This is a genomic window from Caldicellulosiruptor sp. F32 (assembly GCF_000404025.1).
GTDB lineage: Bacteria > Bacillota > Thermoanaerobacteria > Caldicellulosiruptorales > Caldicellulosiruptoraceae > Caldicellulosiruptor > Caldicellulosiruptor saccharolyticus.
On sequence record NZ_APGP01000056.1, the window covers coordinates 1 to 19,064 of the forward strand.

General features: G+C 35.7%; 21 protein-coding genes. 1 reads left to right on the forward strand and 20 read right to left on the reverse strand.

All coding sequences use genetic code 11. From position 1 onward, the window contains the following. From H964_RS05785 to lon, 16 genes are all read right to left on the reverse strand, one after another. On the reverse strand, positions 1-553 hold a 553-nt coding region (locus H964_RS05785; protein ID WP_039765602.1), incomplete at its 3' end, for a DUF1385 domain-containing protein. Positions 554-636: 83 nt separating this feature from the next. Beyond that, positions 637-846: a 50S ribosomal protein L31 gene (gene rpmE, locus H964_RS05790; protein ID WP_013430572.1), complete on the reverse strand. Its 210-nt coding sequence runs from the start codon at positions 844-846 to the stop codon at positions 637-639. Positions 847-1,003: 157 nt separating this feature from the next. Continuing rightward, a complete protein-coding gene (gene vapC / locus H964_RS05795; protein ID WP_039765606.1) occupies positions 1,004-1,402 on the reverse strand; it encodes a type II toxin-antitoxin system VapC family toxin in 399 nt (132 codons plus the stop codon). Next, positions 1,399-1,599: a type II toxin-antitoxin system VapB family antitoxin gene (locus H964_RS05800; RefSeq protein WP_011917046.1), complete on the reverse strand. Its 201-nt coding sequence runs from the start codon at positions 1,597-1,599 to the stop codon at positions 1,399-1,401. The genes vapC and H964_RS05800 overlap by 4 nt, the downstream gene beginning before the upstream one ends. A gap of 64 nt (positions 1,600-1,663) precedes the next feature. After that, positions 1,664-2,935: an MFS transporter gene (locus H964_RS05805; RefSeq protein WP_039765609.1), complete on the reverse strand. Its 1,272-nt coding sequence runs from the start codon at positions 2,933-2,935 to the stop codon at positions 1,664-1,666. A gap of 24 nt (positions 2,936-2,959) precedes the next feature. Beyond that, complete coding sequence (locus tag H964_RS05810; RefSeq protein WP_011917044.1) at positions 2,960-3,664, reverse strand: PrsW family intramembrane metalloprotease; 705 nt, start codon at positions 3,662-3,664, stop codon at positions 2,960-2,962. Between the two features lie 33 nt (positions 3,665-3,697). Then, on the reverse strand, positions 3,698-4,555 hold the full coding sequence (locus H964_RS05815; RefSeq protein ID WP_039765663.1) for a DNA-3-methyladenine glycosylase family protein: 858 nt from the start codon (positions 4,553-4,555) through the stop codon (positions 3,698-3,700). Positions 4,556-4,648: 93 nt separating this feature from the next. Next, on the reverse strand, positions 4,649-5,221 hold the full coding sequence (locus H964_RS05820) for an N-acetylmuramoyl-L-alanine amidase family protein (RefSeq protein WP_039765613.1): 573 nt from the start codon (positions 5,219-5,221) through the stop codon (positions 4,649-4,651). A 193-nt stretch (positions 5,222-5,414) separates the two neighbouring features. Then, complete coding sequence (gene rho, locus H964_RS05825; RefSeq protein ID WP_011917041.1) at positions 5,415-7,085, reverse strand: transcription termination factor Rho; 1,671 nt, start codon at positions 7,083-7,085, stop codon at positions 5,415-5,417. Positions 7,086-7,320: 235 nt separating this feature from the next. After that, positions 7,321-8,307 (reverse strand): UDP-glucose 4-epimerase GalE, encoded by a 987-nt coding sequence (gene galE, locus H964_RS05830; protein WP_011917040.1) that lies wholly within the window; start codon positions 8,305-8,307, stop codon positions 7,321-7,323. A 27-nt stretch (positions 8,308-8,334) separates the two neighbouring features. Continuing rightward, entirely contained in the window at positions 8,335-9,504 is a 1,170-nt protein-coding gene (locus H964_RS05835) for a galactokinase (protein WP_039765616.1), read from the reverse strand. Between the two features lie 2 nt (positions 9,505-9,506). Further along, the gene (gene galT / locus H964_RS05840) at positions 9,507-10,493 is read right to left on the reverse strand and encodes a galactose-1-phosphate uridylyltransferase (protein ID WP_039765619.1); all 987 of its coding nucleotides are present in this window, start codon (positions 10,491-10,493) and stop codon (positions 9,507-9,509) included. Between the two features lie 91 nt (positions 10,494-10,584). Next, the gene (locus H964_RS05845) at positions 10,585-11,460 is read right to left on the reverse strand and encodes a PocR ligand-binding domain-containing protein (protein WP_039765622.1); all 876 of its coding nucleotides are present in this window, start codon (positions 11,458-11,460) and stop codon (positions 10,585-10,587) included. Between the two features lie 25 nt (positions 11,461-11,485). After that, positions 11,486-11,902, reverse strand: coding sequence for a DUF523 domain-containing protein (locus tag H964_RS05850; protein ID WP_039765624.1), 417 nt, complete (start codon positions 11,900-11,902; stop codon positions 11,486-11,488). Beyond that, entirely contained in the window at positions 11,899-12,513 is a 615-nt protein-coding gene (gene yihA, locus H964_RS05855) for a ribosome biogenesis GTP-binding protein YihA/YsxC (RefSeq protein WP_039765626.1), read from the reverse strand. The genes H964_RS05850 and yihA overlap by 4 nt, the downstream gene beginning before the upstream one ends. A gap of 19 nt (positions 12,514-12,532) precedes the next feature. Further along, on the reverse strand, positions 12,533-14,854 hold the full coding sequence (lon, locus tag H964_RS05860; protein WP_039765628.1) for an endopeptidase La: 2,322 nt from the start codon (positions 14,852-14,854) through the stop codon (positions 12,533-12,535). 82 nt (positions 14,855-14,936) lie between these two features. Between lon and H964_RS05865 the strand changes: the two genes are divergently transcribed. Next, positions 14,937-15,500: a glycerol-3-phosphate responsive antiterminator gene (locus H964_RS05865; protein ID WP_039765629.1), complete on the forward strand. Its 564-nt coding sequence runs from the start codon at positions 14,937-14,939 to the stop codon at positions 15,498-15,500. Here the strand turns inward: H964_RS05865 and H964_RS05870 are convergent. The 4 genes from H964_RS05870 to H964_RS12600 form a co-directional block, all read right to left on the reverse strand. Then, positions 15,497-15,862 carry a DUF1667 domain-containing protein gene (locus H964_RS05870; protein ID WP_039765630.1) on the reverse strand — a complete coding sequence of 122 codons (366 nt, stop codon included), beginning with the start codon at positions 15,860-15,862 and terminating at the stop codon, positions 15,497-15,499. The genes H964_RS05865 and H964_RS05870 overlap by 4 nt on opposite strands. A gap of 26 nt (positions 15,863-15,888) precedes the next feature. Continuing rightward, entirely contained in the window at positions 15,889-17,154 is a 1,266-nt protein-coding gene (locus H964_RS05875; protein WP_039765631.1) for an NAD(P)/FAD-dependent oxidoreductase, read from the reverse strand. A 1-nt stretch (position 17,155) separates the two neighbouring features. Continuing rightward, complete coding sequence (locus tag H964_RS05880) at positions 17,156-18,595, reverse strand: NAD(P)/FAD-dependent oxidoreductase (protein WP_039765634.1); 1,440 nt, start codon at positions 18,593-18,595, stop codon at positions 17,156-17,158. Positions 18,596-18,757: 162 nt separating this feature from the next. Next, positions 18,758-18,928 (reverse strand): hypothetical protein, encoded by a 171-nt coding sequence (locus H964_RS12600; RefSeq protein WP_193353819.1) that lies wholly within the window; start codon positions 18,926-18,928, stop codon positions 18,758-18,760. Positions 18,929-19,064: the final 136 nt, after the last annotated feature.

Sequence of the window (19,064 nt, forward strand, 5' to 3'; positions counted from 1 at the left end):
CAGCACCATGGTATTCAAACACCCTCTTTATTTCTTTCATCTGTGATGCAAAAAATAAATAGAAAATAAAGACTATTACTCTTACTATTCCTTCTATCATATTTTTGCCAAAGTTGTTTATATTAAACTTTTTAAAAATCTCAACAGACCACGTTGGGATATAAAAAAACAAGAGTATTCCTAATATGACTGATAATATAACTGAAAAGTAGATAGCAATATCACTAATCCCAATTTTCTGAAAAAATTTCTTTTCAAAAAGTCTGTCAAAAAAGTCCTTTTGTTTTTCTCTTTCCTCTTGTGGCAAATCTTGCATGGCAATGTCAGCTGATTTCATCAGAGCTTTTGTGCCCAAGAACATTTGTTCAAATAGGATAAAAATTCCTCTTATAAAAGGGATTTTCTTAAATTTGTTTGTGTCATCGACAGACAAATCCTTTACTTCTTTGTAAAGCTCTCCGTTCGGCTTTCTTATTACAATTGAAATCTTTTTTGGCCCTTTCATCATAATACCCTCAATCAAGGCCATACCACCAATTGTAGTTTTTTTCATACTCATCTTCCTATCTTTTAAGAATTTATAAAACAAAAAGGATTAGCACAGGCTAATCCTTTTTTATGTGCGCCTCTTAAACTCTATTTCTGGTCAAGACCATATTTCTTCATAAACCTCTCCACTCTTCCTGTTGTATCAACAAACTTCTGCTTTCCTGTGAAAAATGGATGGCATTTAGAACAAATTTCAACATGAATTTCCTTCTTTGTTGAACCAGTTATAAATGTCTCACCACATGCACATCTTACAACCGCATCATGATAATATGTTGGATGGATTCCTTCCTTCATTTTATTCACCTCCTGCTAAAATTTATGTTAAATTCTGTTATTTTTTTGAACTCATAGCTTTCTCACACCCATAAAGGCGCAAAAATATTTTACAACAGTTATGTGTCTTTTACAAGAGCTTTTTAGAAGAATAAAAAAACAATTTACAATAACTTCCTTAAAACTCTTTTAACTTTGGCTCTACCAAAGCAATCTGAGAAAAATCTTTATCGTTGTGAAGAAGTAGTAAACCATTTTCAATTGCTATTTGAGCAATTATCACATCAATTGTACTTCTTATATTGATTCCTTTTTTCATGCATTTAAAATATAACTCTGCAGCCTTTTCATACGACTCTTTACCGTTTTTCAAATCATAGAATCTCTGGCTACTTAAATATTCCTTGAGCAGTTTGAATTCTTTCTCATCCTTCGCACCTTGCAAAATCTCCTGATACACTATATTACAAATACCAAATGGTATATTGTTAGAAATTACATAATGTAACTTCTCAACTTTTTCATTTGCGTTTCCTTTAAAGTAATCTATCAATACTGAAGTATCAACTAAAATCATGAATTCAGCCTCATTTCTTTATAATCATAATCTTCTGCAAATGAAATTTTACCTCTCAGTTCTGACAATTTCTTCCGACTGTGATTCTCAACAAACTCTTTTAAAGCAATCTCAACAGCTTCCTTCTTAGTTTTAACCCCTGCTATCTCCATCGCTTTTTTTAAAAGTTCATCGTTCAAAATTATATTTGTTCTCATCTTTATACACCTCCTAATGTGTATTCTAATACACACTAATTCTCCTGTCAATCAAACTGAATCCTTATTCCTCTTTTACCTTAAAACAGAGTATAAAAAATCCTAACACCATGCAGCAAAAAGAAATCACAAAAAGAATATTTTTGCCAAGTGCATCAATAATTCCTCCAGCTATAATAGAGTTGAATGCAAAAAAAGGTCCCATCAAAAAATTTCTAAGTCCTATATAAGCTGGCTGTTTTAATGGGTCTTTACAAAGTTTTGCAGCTAAATTGCTCTCATTTACATTTCTTGCACTCTGTGCAATACCAAATAGCCCCACTGAAAGATAGTAAATATTTATATTGCTCATCAAATATGTAAAATAAATTGCAGGCAAGAATATGAGAGCAGAAATTACAAGTGTACTTTTAAACCCATACTTTGAACCTATAATTCCCCACATCATATATCCAACTGTTTGAGAAAACAACAATATAGTTGTTGCAACCGCAACATGCTCAGTAGTTATACCAAGGCTATTTTTTGCAAATATAGTTTGAAAGCCAAATGGCATCTTACCAAGTGCACCAATAAATAAAACTGAAAACAGGTAATATGTAAAGTTCTTATCCTCTTTTAAGATCAAAAACATGTTTTTAAAATAGTGTTTATTGTTAATCTCCTTTTTTGGCTTTTTTTGTGGAATTTCTTTCATAAGTGAAAAGAGATAAAGTGAGATCATCATTATTAAAAAGGCAATGAAAAACAAAAGAGCATAGTTATAAGGATATCTTAAAAGTCTCAAAATTTTACCCATCAAAAAAGCACCAAGCGTTTCGCAAAGTCCCCCAATTGACGACCTGATGCCAAAAAATTTGCTCCGCTGTCTCTCAGGTATTAGTTTTAAAATCAGATTAAACCATGTAATATTTGCAAATGAAGCAAAAAATCCTTGAAGACTGAAAATTAAGTAAAACAGTATAACAAACAGAAGTTCATTTCTTTCAGCAAACAAAAACACGTCAATGGCCAAAAGAAGCCACATAAGCCGCATTATTAAAGCCACTTTTATGAAATACTCTTTGTAAGTCTCAAGCATCTCAAGCTTTTTAGCAACAAGTATCTGGGGAGAGTTTGACAAAAGCACATTCAGTGTTGTCAAAAGACCAATCAAAGTATTTGACTTTACATAGTGTGAAATAAAGTAAACTATAACAGTTGAGACTGATAGCATTCCGCTTGCAATGGCAAAGATTGCACCATCTGTGATTGACACAATTGAATTTTTTTTCAAGTTTCTATATGCAAAAGCTTCAATTTTTTTCAGCTCACGTTCTTGTTCCTCAGCTGTCACTTTAAATTCATCTCCTCACAAATTTTAAAAATATAGTCTTGAAATCTCCTGACTTCTTTTGATTAGCCTCAAACAGTAGATAAAAAGCAAAAGCTCATATATTCCAACAATTGCTAAAGCACCATAGACATTTAGCATCAATACAAAATCATAAAATCCATGTAGAAGCATTGGCAAAATTAGCGATACTTTAAAGTACCAATAGCTTCTATCAGCTGGCGCAAATCTTGCGAAACCCAAATAGTACCCCATTACAACCCCGAACATGGCATGAGCAGGCACTGCCATGATACCTCTTAAAACAATTACTGTGATAGCTTCTTGATATGATGTTTGAAATGATTGTAGTACATATCCCACATTTTCAATTGCCGCAAACCCTACAGCAGAAAAAACACAATAAACAATCCCGTCAAAAGGCTGATTAAAATATGGTGTGTCGTATGCAATTCTTAAAACAACCAGTCTTTTAAAATACTCTTCTGTTAGACCTGCTACAATAAAGGCTTCAAATACAATAAAAGAAATTCTGCTTGAAGCAGAAATACTCCCATATGCCATCAAAAAGTATTCAACTGGAACTACAACAGCGCTTATAAGCACTCCCCATACAAAAGTCTTTAAAAGAAGGTGCAGCGGCTCCTTTTCAAATTTGTCTCTTACATATATATAAAGTGCAATAAACAAAGATGGTGCAATGCTAAGGATTATCAGCTTATAAGGAATCATACTAAGCATCCTCCACTATTTTGTATTTTTCTTCTATTTTTTGTGGTTATTTCTTATATAGTGAAATAGAAAAAGCTGAGCATAGCCTGCTAAATCTCCAAAAGAGTTTATAAAGTCTCTTATTTGGTCTTTTGTTTTAAATCCATAATACTCTTTGAGCACTCTTTTTACCCACACATCAATTGGAAACACATTGTATTTTTGTAGAGAATACAGCAAAATACAGTCGGCAACCTTATCACCAATTCCTTTTATAGTCTTTAAAACCTGCTTTGCTTTTTGTACCTCCAAATCAGTCAGCTTATCAAAATTAATAAGTCCATTTTTTACTTTTTCAACAGCATCTTTTATATACTCTGCTCTGTAGCCAAGACCAAGAAGTTTTAAATCATCTATTGAACTACTCCAGAGACTCTCGAGTGTGGGAAATGACCAAGAAACAAAACCTTTATATGTTATTTTCTTGCCAAAGGCTTGACAAAGTCTTTCTATCAAAAGCTGAATTCTCTTTATGTTGTTATTCTGAGAAATAATGAATGAAATCATACATTCAAATGGTTCTTGGTTCAAAAGTCTCATGCCCCTATATTTTTCAACTGCTTCTTTCAAAATGCTATCGTGACCAGATAACTTTTCTAAAATTTCATCATAGTCCTTGTCTAAATCAAAATACCAGTAAAAAGATTTTTTAAATTCATCAGGTGAACAATTGTAAATATCAAAGGTATCCTCATCCTGAGGCTTTATGAATATTATCTTTTCATCAACAACACCTATGTAAAAATCATCCATTTTCTTCCATCTAAAACACTGACCACTGAAGAATGTTGCATCAAAATCAATATGCACACCGCTTATCCGAATAAAATCAGTGTACCATTTTATGTTCAACATCTTCATCCCTTTCGGCAAAAAAATTTAAAAACAAAAAGAGCCAAGTACGTTTTTTGGCTCTATTTTTTAATTATTAGAATACAGTATTTTTTAAGGTTTATCAATATTTTTTTGATAGCCTGCTACTCCATTTGCAATTGCCATTGCCATCTTGATCTGAAAGTCATCATTTCTCAGCATTGCTTCTTCATTTGGACTGCTGAGAAAACCGCATTCAACTAAAATTGCAGGCATTTTTGTTTCCCTTAGCACATAAAAGTTTGCAAATTTTATTCCACGATTCACAAGCTTTAACATTTGAGTAATGCTTTTTTGCACCTCAAAAGCCAACAAAAATCCTTTTTTGCTATATTTGTAATAATATGTTTCAGCTCCTTCTGCAGAATCTCTCGTACTGCTGTTACAATGAATACTGATGAAGATATCTACCATGTTTTCGTTTGCAATCTTGCATCGTGCTTTAAGGTCTTCTTGAACACTTCTTTGTCCCCAAGGAAGTTTATCAGAGTCTCTTGTGAGTATAACCTGTGCTTTTACACCATCTTCCAAGATGTATTTTAGCTTCTTTGCAATAGCAAGAGTAATATCCTTTTCTTTTGTTCCATTTTTCCCAATTGCGCCAGGGTCCCTGCCACCATGGCCAGGGTCAATGCATACTTTCATTTTTTTCACCTCCTAAAAATCAGTTTATTTCAAAAGGCCTTTTTTGTTAAATCCAGAAAAACTGTCAGAATAAAAAAAGTAGCTGCTTTTTGTAATAAAAAAGCAGCTACTTTGCTTCAAATCTCAATTAGTTTGTTTCAAATCTCAGAAATTTTTAAAATTTTTTATTATTCATTACTTGTTAACTCAAATTTTATGGTAAATTCTTTAATATTGTCTTTATAAACTCCTCATTTGACTTCGTTCTTGCTAAACTATTGATAATCCTCTCTGTTGTCTCAGCAGTACCAAGGTTAGAAAGTGCTCTTCGAATAGCATCAACTGCAGCCTTTTCTTCTTCAGACAGTAAAAGCTCTTCCCTTCGTGTTCCAGACTTGTTAATATCAATTGCTGGGAATATTCTCTTCTCAGAAAGTTTTCTATCAAGGTGAAGCTCCATATTGCCTGTCCCTTTGAACTCTTCATAAATTACATCGTCCATTCTTGAGCCTGTCTCAATTAGGGCTGTTGCGAGAATTGTAAGGCTCCCACCTTCTTTGAGGTTTCGTGCAGCACCAAAGAACTTCTTTGGTTTGTGAAGAGCGTTAGGGTCAAGACCTCCAGAAAGTGTTCTTCCAGAAGGTGGTTCAACCAAGTTATATGCACGTGCAAGCCTTGTGAGGCTATCAAGAAGTATAACAACATCCCTCTTGCATTCAACAAGTCGCATAGCCCTCTCCAGTACCATCTCAGCAACCTTGATATGGTGTTCAGGCGTCTCATCAAATGTAGAATAATGGATTTCTGCTTTTATGGAATCTTGCATGTCTGTGACCTCTTCAGGTCTTTCGTCAATCAGAAGAACAATTAAATGCAAATCATCATAGTTTGTCAAAATACTATTTGCTATTTTCTTTAAAAGTGTTGTTTTACCAGCTTTTGGTGGAGCTACAATAAGACCTCTCTGGCCTCTTCCAATTGGAGCAATCAAGTCAATTAGTCTTACTGCCAAATCGTTCGGCTCTTTTTTGTTTTCCAAAACAATTCTTCTATTTGGGAAAATTGGAGTCAAGTCTTCAAAAGGTGTGCGTTTTGCAACCTCTTCAGGTTTCATGTCATTGACGCTTTGGACGTACAAAAGCCCTGCAAATTTTTCATTTTCCTTGGGTAGTCTAATTGGACCTCTTATCTTGTCACCTGTTTTGAGATTGAATTTTCTGATTTGAGATGGTGAGACATAGATATCGTTTGGTCCTGGCATAAATGAGTCGTCTCTTAGAAAACCGTAGCCACCACCGCCACCTGGCTCATATATAATCTCCAAAACTCCTTCACCTATGCCACCTATCTCAACTTTACCTTCAAGTTCTTTTAATTCTGGTGGAATTTCAATAACCATTTTATCCTCTTTTTTTTCTTCTTTTTTTTCCTTCAGCTCTATGATTTTCTTTTCCTCTTCTCTTTTTTCCTCTGCCTCAGCAACTTCTTTAGGTTCTTGTTCCTCTTTGGGTGCCTTCCTTTCTCCCTCTTGCCCTTGTTCTTGCACCTGTGTTTCTATTTCAGACGGCACTGCTTCGACTTTGTTAGATTCTTCTTTACTTTCTATTTCTTCAATTAACTGTTTATTTTGAGCATCAAGCGCTACAGTTTCCTGTTGCTGAAGCATTTCACTTTTTTTCTTTCTTCCTCTTCTGCCTTTTTCTTTTTTCTCTATACCTTCTAATATTTGTGCATCTTGTGGTGTTGTACCAATAAACTCTTTAATTGCTTCTATAAGCTGATTCTTTTTGAGCAAAGAATATTTTTGAATACCAAGACTTTTAGCAATCTCTCGAAGTTCAATGATCGACTTTCCTTTTAAAAACTCATCAACCGAATTAGGCACTCTTTTCCCTCCTTCTAATAATATTAGAATTTTTTCTTGCATTTATACACTATTAACTTCTGTCTGGGGAAGTTAATCTCAAGAGATGAAGGCCAATCTGACATATTTTATTTTAAAAGTATAACATTATATTGTCAATAGCAGATTTTTAAATTTGAATTAAAATTAATACAAAAACAAAAAACCCCGAACGCTCTATAAGTTGCATTCGGGCAAGTACTTGAATTTTATACGCTTATTTTTCATCATAGCCGTTTGGATGTGTCGAGTGCCATTTCCATGCAGTTGAAATTATAACCTCTAAGCTATTGTACTTTTGCTCCCAGCCAAGCACTTCCTGTGCTTTTTTGGATGATGCAACTAAAATTGAAGGGTCTCCTGGTCTTCTCTGTCCAATCTCATATGGAATCTTTTTCCCAACAACCTCATTTGCTTTTTCAATTACCTCCATTACAGAAAAACCCAATCCGTTTCCAAGATTAAATATATCGCTTTTATTATATTTTTCCAGATATTCTAATGCTTTTAGGTGCGCATCACACAAATCAAGAACATGTATATAATCTCTTATACATGTGCCATCTTTTGTGTTATAGTCATTGCCGTACACAGTGACCTTTTCGCGCATACCAAGTGCTACTTGAAGAACTATTGGTATCAAATGAGTTTCAGGGTTGTGGTCCTCACCAATAATTCCATCTGGATGAGCACCGGCTACATTGAAGTATCTGAGTGACACAAATTTTAAACCATATGCTGTGTCCATCCATTTTAACATTTTCTCAATTGCAAGTTTTGTCTCACCGTAAGGGTTTGTTGGCTCAGTTTTGTCTGTCTCAAGTATAGGAATGTTTTCTGGCTCTCCATATACTGCTGCTGTTGATGAGAATACAAGTTTTTTAACATTGTGCTTTATCATTGTATCTACAAGATTGAGTGTGCCATAGACATTGTTATAGTAATACTTTATTGGATTTTGTACACTTTCACCAACTAAGGAAGATGCTGCAAAATGAATTACTGCTGAAATTTCATTTTCAGAAAAGACTTTATCTAAAAACTCCTTGTCTTTCAAATCACCCTTGTAGAACTTTCCACCAAGTACCGCTTTCGAATGACCCTTTTCGAGATTGTCAATTACAACAACGTCATACCCTCTTTCAAGCAAAAGCCAAACCATATGGCTTCCTATATATCCTGCTCCACCCGTAACAAGAATCATCTTAGTCCCAACCTTTCCTTTATTATTTTAAATTTCTATCTCTCTTGCTCCATCGTCAATGTCAAAGATGTAAAAGTCAGGCTTTAAAGAAGTTTTTTGATAATAATTCTCTCCAACCTTTTTTATAAACTCATCAATAGCATCCTTGTGAACAATTGAAACTGTACAGCCGCCAAAACCAGCACCTGTCATGCGACTGCCAATCACCCCGTCTATCTCGAGAGCTTCTTCAAAAAGTGTGTCAAGCTCAAACCCGGTCACTTCATAGTCATCACGTAAAGATATATGAGAGTCTATCATGAGCTTTCCAAAACTGACAAGGTCGCCTTTTTCTAACACCTCTACTGACTTTAATACCCTGTCATTTTCATAAACAACATGTCTTACCCTTTTCAAGATGGTTTCATTTTCAATTAAGTTTTTATACTTTTCAAATGTGTCTCTATCCAGCTCGCCAAGGCAGGAAATTGTAAGCTTTTTTTGCAACATTTTAAGTCCTTTTTCACACTCTTCTCTTCTTTCATTGTATTTTGAGCTGGCAAGACTTCTTTTCTTATTTGTATTACTAACAACAATCTTGTAATCACCAAGCTTTAAAGGTACATACTTGTACTCCATAGTCCTTGTGTTTAAGAAAATTGCATGGTCTTTTTTGCCAAGGCTTGATGCAAACTGGTCCATAATTCCACAGTTTACACCAACAAATCTATTTTCAGCTCGTTGGCAAATAAAACTTAAAGCTACCTTATCAATGGGTTTTTCATTAAAAATCGAATAGATTGCAATACCAGTTGCACACTCAATTGCTGCAGAAGAAGAAAGCCCAGCACCGTGTGGAACTGTGTCATGAAAGAGCATATCAGCACCACCAACATTATAGCCTGAGTTCATAAGCTCTTTTATAACACCAAGTTGATAATTCCCCCACTTGATAGACTTGTAGCTATCTATATTCTCAATATCAGCTTCAACAAGCTCTTTTAAATCTGTTGCATAAAGTCTTATTTTGCTGTCATCTCTTTTTCTAATCAAAATGGTTGTGCCCACATTGAGCGCTGCAGGGAAAACATACCCACCATTGTAGTCTGTGTGCTCGCCAATCAGGTTTACTCTTCCGCTTGAAAAAAAGCACCTTATCTTTTCATCCGTCTTACCATAAACCTCTTCGAACACCTTCAAAAGATCTTTGATTTCCATTTTTATTTGCCTCCTTGCATCTTGTCCAAAAATCTCTTGTACGCCTGTCTTAACTCTTCTGCCTTTTCTTCGGGCGATGTTGTATTGCACGGCGCCCATGCGCCTGTCTCGCTTGATGCATTGAACTTTTGTTTGTCTTTTGAACGCATCGGCGGATAAAATTCAACGTGAAAATGATAGAAGCTTGAATAGTCCTTGTCAACATTTACAGGTAGCTGATGAAAACACATCATATACGGAAATTGATAGTCAAACAAGCTGTCAAGTGTGCCTGTAGTTTCTTTCAAAATCTTTGCAAAACTGTTCTTTTCGTCATCTGTAAATTCTGATATTGTTCTAACATGGCGTTTTGGTGAGATAAACACACCGTATGGATACTCTGTAAAGAAAGGAAGGTATGTCACAAAGTGTTCATTTTCGATTATTACTCTTTTCTTAAATTCCATCTCCTCTTTGTCAATTCTACAAATTAGGCACTCATTGTAAGAATTGTAGTGCAACTCAGCACTCTCAAGTTCGCGCAAAATCTTTAGTGGAATCCACGAATAGCCGTATATCTGCCCGTGTGGATGTGGCATTGTAACACCCACAACCTCGCCTCTGTTTTCAAAGATGAATATAAACTTTATATTTGGATCTTTTTTCAAGGCTTCAAACCTTTCAACCCACAAGTCTACAAGCTTTCGAATATGCTGAACGCTCAGCTCAGGTAATGTTATTGTATGATTTGGTGAGTACAAAATGACCTCACACTTTCCATAAGCAGGAGCCACTTTATAAAAATTGGTTGCCACAGGATCAGGTTCTGGTGGATTTTGCATTAGTGCCGGAAAATCATTGTCATACTCTAAAACGTCGTAAGTTTCTGGTACTCTGCCAGAACCAGGGCAAAAAGGACACCAGTCTTTTGGCATTTGAGGTCTTTCTTGCCTGTGTGATGCAATCATCACCCAGTCGCGTAAAAGTGGGTTCCATCTTAGTTCTGCCATCTTTTCTCCCCCATGTTTTTAAATTATTTTTTAGCTTTTCTTCTATTTTCATTCTAAAAAAAAAGAAGTGCAATTTAAATGCACTTCTTTTTTATGTATTAGCATTTTTTTTAGATATATCGTAAATATATTTATCCTTTTTGTAATTCAACGGCGACACTCCAAATTTTTTCTTAAAAAGTCTGCTAAAATAATTCTGATCTTCTATCCCAACCATTTTTGAAATCTCTCCAATTGGAAGGTCTGTTGTCTCAATGAGTTCTTTTGATTTCTTCAGTCTTATGTTAATAAGATACTCCTTAACTGTTATCCCAAGCTGTTTTTTAAAAAGATAACTCAAGTATGTCGGTGACAGATACACCATCTTTGCCAAATCATCTAATGTTATATCTTCCATATAGTGGTTTTTGATGTATTCGATTATCTTTTCAATTGACGACAGTGAAGATATTCTGATCATCTCAGAGTCTAAGATGTACTTTGCAACAATGTGCATCATGTCGAGTACACTTTGTAGCTTTTCATGGTCTATATGAGTAAGGTTAAAAAAACTTCTTCTTGCAGCTTCAATATCAAGTGGCTGGTCTTTTATCTTTTCAAAAACTTCCTGCCACTTCTCTTCAGTTGGGGGCTCTAACAAAATCTGTCCTATAAAAAGTGCACCTATATAGCTATTGTTGAAAAAAAGAGGTATTACAGCTTCAACAAGTCCCATGTGACACCTGTAAACATGTACACCTTTTTTCTTCTGGGCAGTCTGTGCACCGGCTAAATCAGAATTTCGGCATGCTTCACCATTTTGGTAATACTGCTTCATTAACATACAAAATCCACATGTGCCCTTTTTCTTGTTCTCAACCCATTGATTGTCGGCTGTTAAGAAATTTGCCGATATTCCTGTGATATAAGAAAAGTTGTCCAAAACCGAAATCAAATCGTCATATTTGATAATCTCTTTGAAATCCATGCCTATTTAACACCCTTTATTATTTTTAGTCTACACAAACAATCTTAATACCATTCTCTGCTAAAACCCTTGCAGCAATTCCTCTACCGTCTACAAGCCTTCTTGAAAAGCTACCATCATACACCTTGCCAAAGCCACAAGAAGGACTTTTGGACTTTAAAAATGCAATGTCAGCGCCAAAAAACCTTGCCACTTTTAATGTTTCTATAGCTCCTTTATAAAAATTATCGGTAAAATCTCGGCCTTCTATATCAAGCACCTTACCATCTTTAATTTCACAAGGGTTTCTTGGGGTTGGAAGACCACCAAGCTGCTCAGGACAAACAGGTATCAAAATATACTCTTTTTTGAGTCTCTTTACTATCTCACTTCTCAAGTTATTTGTTCCATCATATTTCGTATTAAGCCCTATAAGGCAGCTACTTATAAGTGCAAACCTCATCTTTTCCCCTTCTCTTTTAAAATTGCTTCTTCCATAAATTTAACTATACTGTACTGAATCTGCTTTGCACCTATGCCTGTTTTTGCAGAGAATTGATAGAATAGATCCTTTTCAATTCCAAGTTCTTTCGAAATAAGCTCTGTGTTTTTTGTAAGTTCATTATTAGAAAGTTTATCGCATTTTGTCAAGACAATCATAATAGGAATCTCTTTCTTATCAAAAAAGCCAAGCATAATTTTGTCATCTTCTGTTGGAAGATGCCTTGAGTCAAGCAGCAAAACCGCAAGTTTTAGCTCTTCCCTTTCCAAAAGGTACTCTTCTATCATATCCTTCCATCTTTTCTTCTCCTCTTTTGAAACCTGAGCATAACCATAGCCAGGAAGGTCGACAACTCTGAACTTGTTATCAATATTGAAAAAGTTTATTGTTCGTGTCTTGCCTGGTGTTGAGCCAACTCTTGCTAATTTGTCCTTAAAAATAGTGTTTATAAACGAAGATTTTCCAACATTCGACCTTCCACAGATACACATCTCAGGCATCTTTATAGGTGGATAGTCATCCTTTTTGACAGCAATTTTCTCAAGCTTTGCATTTGACAGGTTTATCTTCAAATTCTCTTTTAACCCCCCTTTACTCCTTTATTGCAATTTTAAACACCTCGTCAATTGTCTTGACAAAAATAAAGTTCATATCTTTTTTAACATAATACTCCAGTTCATCTGCATCCTTTCTGTTTTCATAGGGTAAAACCACATTTTTTATTCCGACTCTTTTTGCTGCCAGGACTTTCTCTTTCACACCACCAATTGGCAAAATCCTCCCACTTAAAGTAATCTCTCCTGTCATCGCGATGTCATGCCTTACAGGTTTTTTAGAAAGAGCTGAGACCATTGCGGTCGCCATAGTAACCCCAGCAGACGGTCCATCTTTTGGTATAGCACCTTCTGGTACATGAATATGAATATCACATTCTTTATAAAAATTCTCATCTATTCCGAGCTCTTTTGCACGTGCACGGATGATACTAACTGCTGCTTTTGCCGACTCCTTCATCACATCACCAAGTTGGCCGGTAAGCTCAAGTTTACCGTTTCCTGGCATAACCAGCGCTTCAACAAAAAGTGTCTCACCGCCAAAAGGTGTCCATGCAAGGCCTGTTACAATTCCTATTCTGTCTTCTTCAATTAGTTCATCTCTTCTGTATTTCCTTACACCCAGATATTTCTCCAAGTTCTTTGTGGTAACCCTAACCATTTTTTTGTTCTCTTCCAAAATTTCTTTTGCAACACGCCTGCAAAGCCTTGCAATCTCTCTTTCTAAGTTTCTAACACCTGACTCTCTTGTATAGAAGGATATTACATCACGAATCACAGCTTCATCATATCTAATTTGAGACTTCTTAAGTCCATTTTGCTCTATCTGCTTAGGGAACAAATATCTTTTTGCAATCTCCACCTTCTCTTCTTCAGTATAACCTGTAATTTCAATGACTTCAAGCCTGTCAAGAAGAGGCCTTGGAATTGTCTCAAGTGTGTTTGCTGTTGCAATAAACATCACTTCTGACAAATCAAATGGAATTTCAATATAATGGTCACGGAATGCATAGTTTTGCTCACTGTCAAGTACTTCTAAAAGGGCTGATGCAGGGTCACCTCTAAAATCATGCGACATCTTGTCAATCTCATCTAAAAGTATCAGCGGATTTTTTGTCTTTGCCTGCCGAAGAGCATAGATAATTCTCCCTGGCATAGCACCAACATATGTCTTTCTGTGTCCACGAATTTCTGCCTCATCCCTAAGACCACCAAGAGAGATTCGTACATAGTTTCTATTTAAGGCTCTTGCAATTGATTTTGCAATAGATGTTTTACCAACACCGGGCGGTCCAACTAAGCATAAAATAGGACCTTTTAGGTTATTTTTTAATTTCCTCACTGCGATATATTCAAGAATCCTCTCCTTGACCTTTACCAAACCATAGTGGTCCTCATCTAACACCTTCTTTACCACATTTATGTCAATTTTCTCTTCACTTTTTACATTCCACGGAAGTTCAACAATCCAATCCAAATATGTTCGGATAACTCCAACCTCAGGTGAGTTTGGTGGAAGCTTCTCAAGTCTATCTATCTCCTTGTAAACCTTTTGCAGGTTTTCGTTACTCAGGCCTAATTTTTGTACCTGTTCTCTGTACTCTTGTGCTTCTGAAAAGAGACTATCTTTTTCGCCAAGCTCGCTCTGGATTGCTTTGAGCTGCTCTCTCAAGTAATATTCTTTTTGCATCTTGTCAATCTGTTTTTTAACCTTGAGGGTAATCTTTCTCTCTATTTCGATTATCTCTTTTTCTCTTAACATGAGCTCATATAGCTTTGTGAGCCTTTCTTTTAGGTCTACTTGTTCTAAAAGTAGTTGCTTGTCTTCAAGCTTGACAATTACATTCGCTGCAATAACATCAGCAAGCTGTCCAGGATTTTGAATTGTGGTAACAGATAAAATAGCATCAGGTGGAATTCTACTTGTTAGCCTTGCATACTCCTCAAATGCAGAAACTACGTTTCTTATAAGTGCTTCTAATTCAGGGTCGTCTAAATTACCACCGTTTTCTTTGTATTCTTCAACCTCTACCAAAAAGTATGGATCAACAGAAACATAGCCTATGACTTTTGCCCTGCTAAATCCTTCTACCAAAATTCTTGAAGTTTCGCTCGGAAGTTTTAACATTTGCTTAATCTTTGCAACTGTTCCATATTGATATAAATCTTCTGGGCTTGGCTCTTCCTGTTTTGGGTCTTTTTGAGCCAAAAGCAAAACCTGCTGGTCGCTGTTCATAGCTTCTTCTAAAGCTTTTAGCGAGATCTGCCTTCCAACATCAAAGTGAAGCATCATATATGGAAATACCACAAGTCCACGCAACGGTATAACTGGTATAGTTCTTTTGGTTACAGCAATCATCAACGCCTATCTGCCTCCGTTTTTAATTTTTGAATTTGAGGTGTATAATTATATTAAAAACCCAAAAAGGAGCTAAATTACAATGGAAAATCTATTAGATGAACTCATTCAAAATCCTATTATACCAGCTGTAAGAGATAAAGCAATACTTGAATCTGCATTAAATTCTAACTGTAAGGTCATTTTTCTTCTTCACTCTACTATTTTAACCATTAGGGATGAAATTAGTATGATAAAACAAAAAAATAAACTTGTCTTTGTCCACATTGACCTCATAGAAGGGGTGGGAAAAGACGAAAAAGGGATTGAATTTCTCAAAAGCATTGGTGCTGATGGTATTATATCAACAAGGCAAAACCTAATCAACCATGCTTTTTCACTTTCTCTTCCTTCTGTACAAAGAATATTTCTTATAGACTCACAATCAATATCTTCAGGACTTAAAATGATAGAAAACTCAAAACCAACATTTGTTGAAGTGCTGCCAGGTATTATACCAAAAGCGATTTATAAGCTTTCACAAAATACTCAAATTCCAATTATTGCGGGTGGAATGATTGAATCAAAAGAAGAAATATTGGAGGCATTGGGCGCTGGAGCTGTTGCAATATCAACAAGCAACAGTAATCTTTTTTCTCTTCTTTAAAAAGAACTTTTTTTTCTCACTTTTCTTGTTGCTATTACATCAGCACCAGTATCTAAAATATTCTTTACAACAACACTACCAACCTCAACTGGTGCTGTAACCTCTACTTTTCTTAAAATTACCATAGCCTCAAAAAGAAGTTTCTTCGGTATTGGCTTATTTGTTCTAACAGGCAAAAACTCAAACTCTCCATCTTTCACATGAATGGTTGTTGTGAGAATTCTTTTGGGCTGGGTAAACTCATCTTTTGCATACTCAAGCCCACGGCTACATCCATAACCTATATATTTTATTTCATTCCCTTCTTCTTTTTTCTCAATACTGCAGCCTTTTGGGCACAAAATACACGTAATTTTCTCCATCCACCCTCACATCTCCCTTTTTTTAGCTATTTATCATCTTCAAGCTTCAAGATTATATCCCCAGAAAAATCTATCTGGGATAATATTTTTTCTGACAAGGCGATGCTTTCCATCTCACCAGGTGAAAGGTACTGCTTTTTTATTTTCAAAAGTTCTTTGCCTGAATTTATAAGTAGAATTACTTTGTCGTGGTAAACATTGTTAACTCTAAATCTTAAAATTGTAGGTTCCAAAAAGTTCCTGTTCAAGTGCTGTGGTACAACATATCTGATACCATCTGATGCTATAATATTTGTTAGCTTTCCTTTTTGAAAAAGTTCTGGATTTTGGCAATAAAGTGCAGCGTACTTACCAGCAGTTTCAGCCTCTAAAGTTACATTATCAACAAGGTCGTGAATATGAAGAACATTCCCACATGCAAATATGCCGTGGGCAGTAGTAGAAAATGTGTTATCTACAAATGGTCCACCTGTTCTTTCATCTATCACTACCCCTGCTTTTTTGCTAAGCTCGTTTTCAGGAATCAGTCCGACAGAAAAAAGTACTGTGTCGCATTCAATAAACCTTTCAGTAGCCGGAATTTCTTTAAAATCTTTGTCAACAGCTGAGATAGTAACACCTTCAACCCTTTCCTTGCCGTGGATTTTTACTACTTTATGAGAAAGAAGAAGAGGAATACCAAAGTCTTCTAAACACTGGACAATGTTTCTTCTGAGCCCTGTTGAGTATGGCATTATCTCAACAACTGCTTTTACCTCAATTCCCTCTAATGTAAGCCTTCTTGCCATAATAAGGCCAATGTCCCCAGAGCCAACTATCACAGCTTTTTTGCCTATTTTATACCCTTCGATATTTATAAACCTCTGAGCCTGTCCTGCAGTAAAGATTCCTGCCGGGCGTGTACCTGGTATCTGCACTGCACCTCTTGTTCTTTCTCTTGCTCCCATTGCAAGCACAATTGCCCTTGCTTTGAACTTTTTAAGACCACGTTTGTTCACAATTATAACTTCTTTCTCAGGAGTTATATCTATTACATGTGTGTCTGTCAAGTACTCAATGCCGTTTTTCTCAACCAATTCAATAAACCTTTGAGCATATTCAGGTCCTGTTAATTCTTCTTTGAAATAGTGAAGACCAAAACCGGGGTGGATACACTGATTTAAAATCCCACCTAAAAAACTATCTCTTTCTATTATCAAAACCCTTTTATCATCTAAGTTTTCAAAACTCTTTAAGGCTGCTGCAAGCCCTGCAGGCCCACCACCTATGACTATTACACTATACTCATGCATATTAATTTCCCCACCTTTTCTCAATCAAAATATATGAATTTTTCCCAAATTTAGTTATCTGGGTTTTATCAACGTTAAGTTCTCTTGATAGAATATCAATTATGCGTGGTGTGCAAAATCCGCCCTGACACCTTCCCATACCTGCTCTTGTTCTTCTTTTGATGCCATCTATGGTCCTTGCACCTCTTTTTATTGCCTCAACTATCTCATATTCTGATACAAACTCACACCTGCAAACAATATTCCCAAAACTCGGAAATTTTTTAATCATCTCATTTCTTTCTTCCTCAGTAAGCTCTGAAAACCTTTTTATATCTTCTCTATAGGGGTTAAAATTGGATTTTTGTTTTGCATTTAATTTTTCTGCTATCATGCCGGCAACATACTTTCCTATTGCAACTGATGATGTCAGGCCAGGAGATTCAATCCCCGCAACATTTATGAAGTTTTTAACTCTCTCGTCCTCCTCGATTATAAAATCATGAGTATCAGGTGTTGCTCTGATACCTGAAAAGATTGTAATTACATCCTTTTTAGTTAAAGTCGGGACAACTCTTTTTGCCTTTTCAAAAACCTCATCAAGTCCTTCTTGAGTTGTTGATGTGTCGTCTTTGCACTCTATATACTCTGAATTTGGACCAAGAAGGACATTTCCATCTACAGTTGGTGTAACTAATACACCTTTGCCTTTTTCTGTTGGCACTTGGAATATAACTCTTTTGACAATTTCCTTCTCAGGCTTATCTAATATAAAGTACTGTCCTCGACGCGGGTAAATTGTAAACTTTCTTGCACCTGCCATCTTGCTTATTTCATCTGCATGTACACCTGCACAGTTTACAAGAATTCGAGTCTTTAGCAGCCTCTTGTCTTGGGAATAGATAATAAAATATCCATTTTGTGTATCTACTCTGCACACCTTAAAGCCAAAATAGACCTTGGCACCGTTTTGGATGGCATTTTCATAAAGTGCAATTGTGAGCTTATATGGATTTGTAATTCCCGAATATGGCGCAAAAAGGGCAGCTCTAATCTCTCTGTTCAAATTTGGCTCATTTTCTAAAACCCATGATTTTCCCTTTATCTCAAGCCCTTTCACACCATTTCGTTTGCCTCTTTGCAAAAGCTCTTCTAAGATATTTATCTCTTTTTCATCAAATGCAACAACCAATGACCCAATCATCTTATACTCAACATCAAGCTGCTTGCAGACCTCTTCAAACATTCTATTTCCTTCAACATTGAACTTTGCCTTGTTTGTACCTTCAATAGGGTCATATCCGGCATGCACAATACCAGAGTTTGCTTTTGATGCACCTTCTGCAACATCTTCCATTGCTTCAACACAGGCAATTTTCAAATCGTAAAATGAAAGCTCTCTTAAAATTGACATACCAACAACTCCAGCTCCAATGACAATAACATCATAGATTTTATCCATTTTTCAGCCACCCTTTTTAAAATTTAGTAAATAAAAAAGCCTGCAAACAGCCCCTTTCTCAAAAGAAGCTGTTCACAGGCTTCTCCACATCTCTTGCCAATACTATTTTAAGACAGTTGAACTAAAAAATCAACAGAAATTTTCAAAAGCCCATTACAAACTCTATGTCTGGTCCATGCTTGTCAGGACATTATCAAAATAATTTATACTGCACTTTTTTCCGTCCCAATGAATGCAAACATCACAGCTCATATCACCTTTGTGAGAGTAACCACCATCGTTAAACTCTGGACACAATTTTGCAACTGCTCTTTGCTGTTCCTTGCTTGCCATGTTTTTTATCACCCCTGGCTTGGTCTTAAAATACTTTCTATAATAAATAACTTTTCCTGTGAAGATGGTCTTTTATACGTCTTTAACACAAAATATGTGCTATAATTTATCTTAAAGCACAAATAGTATCTTACCG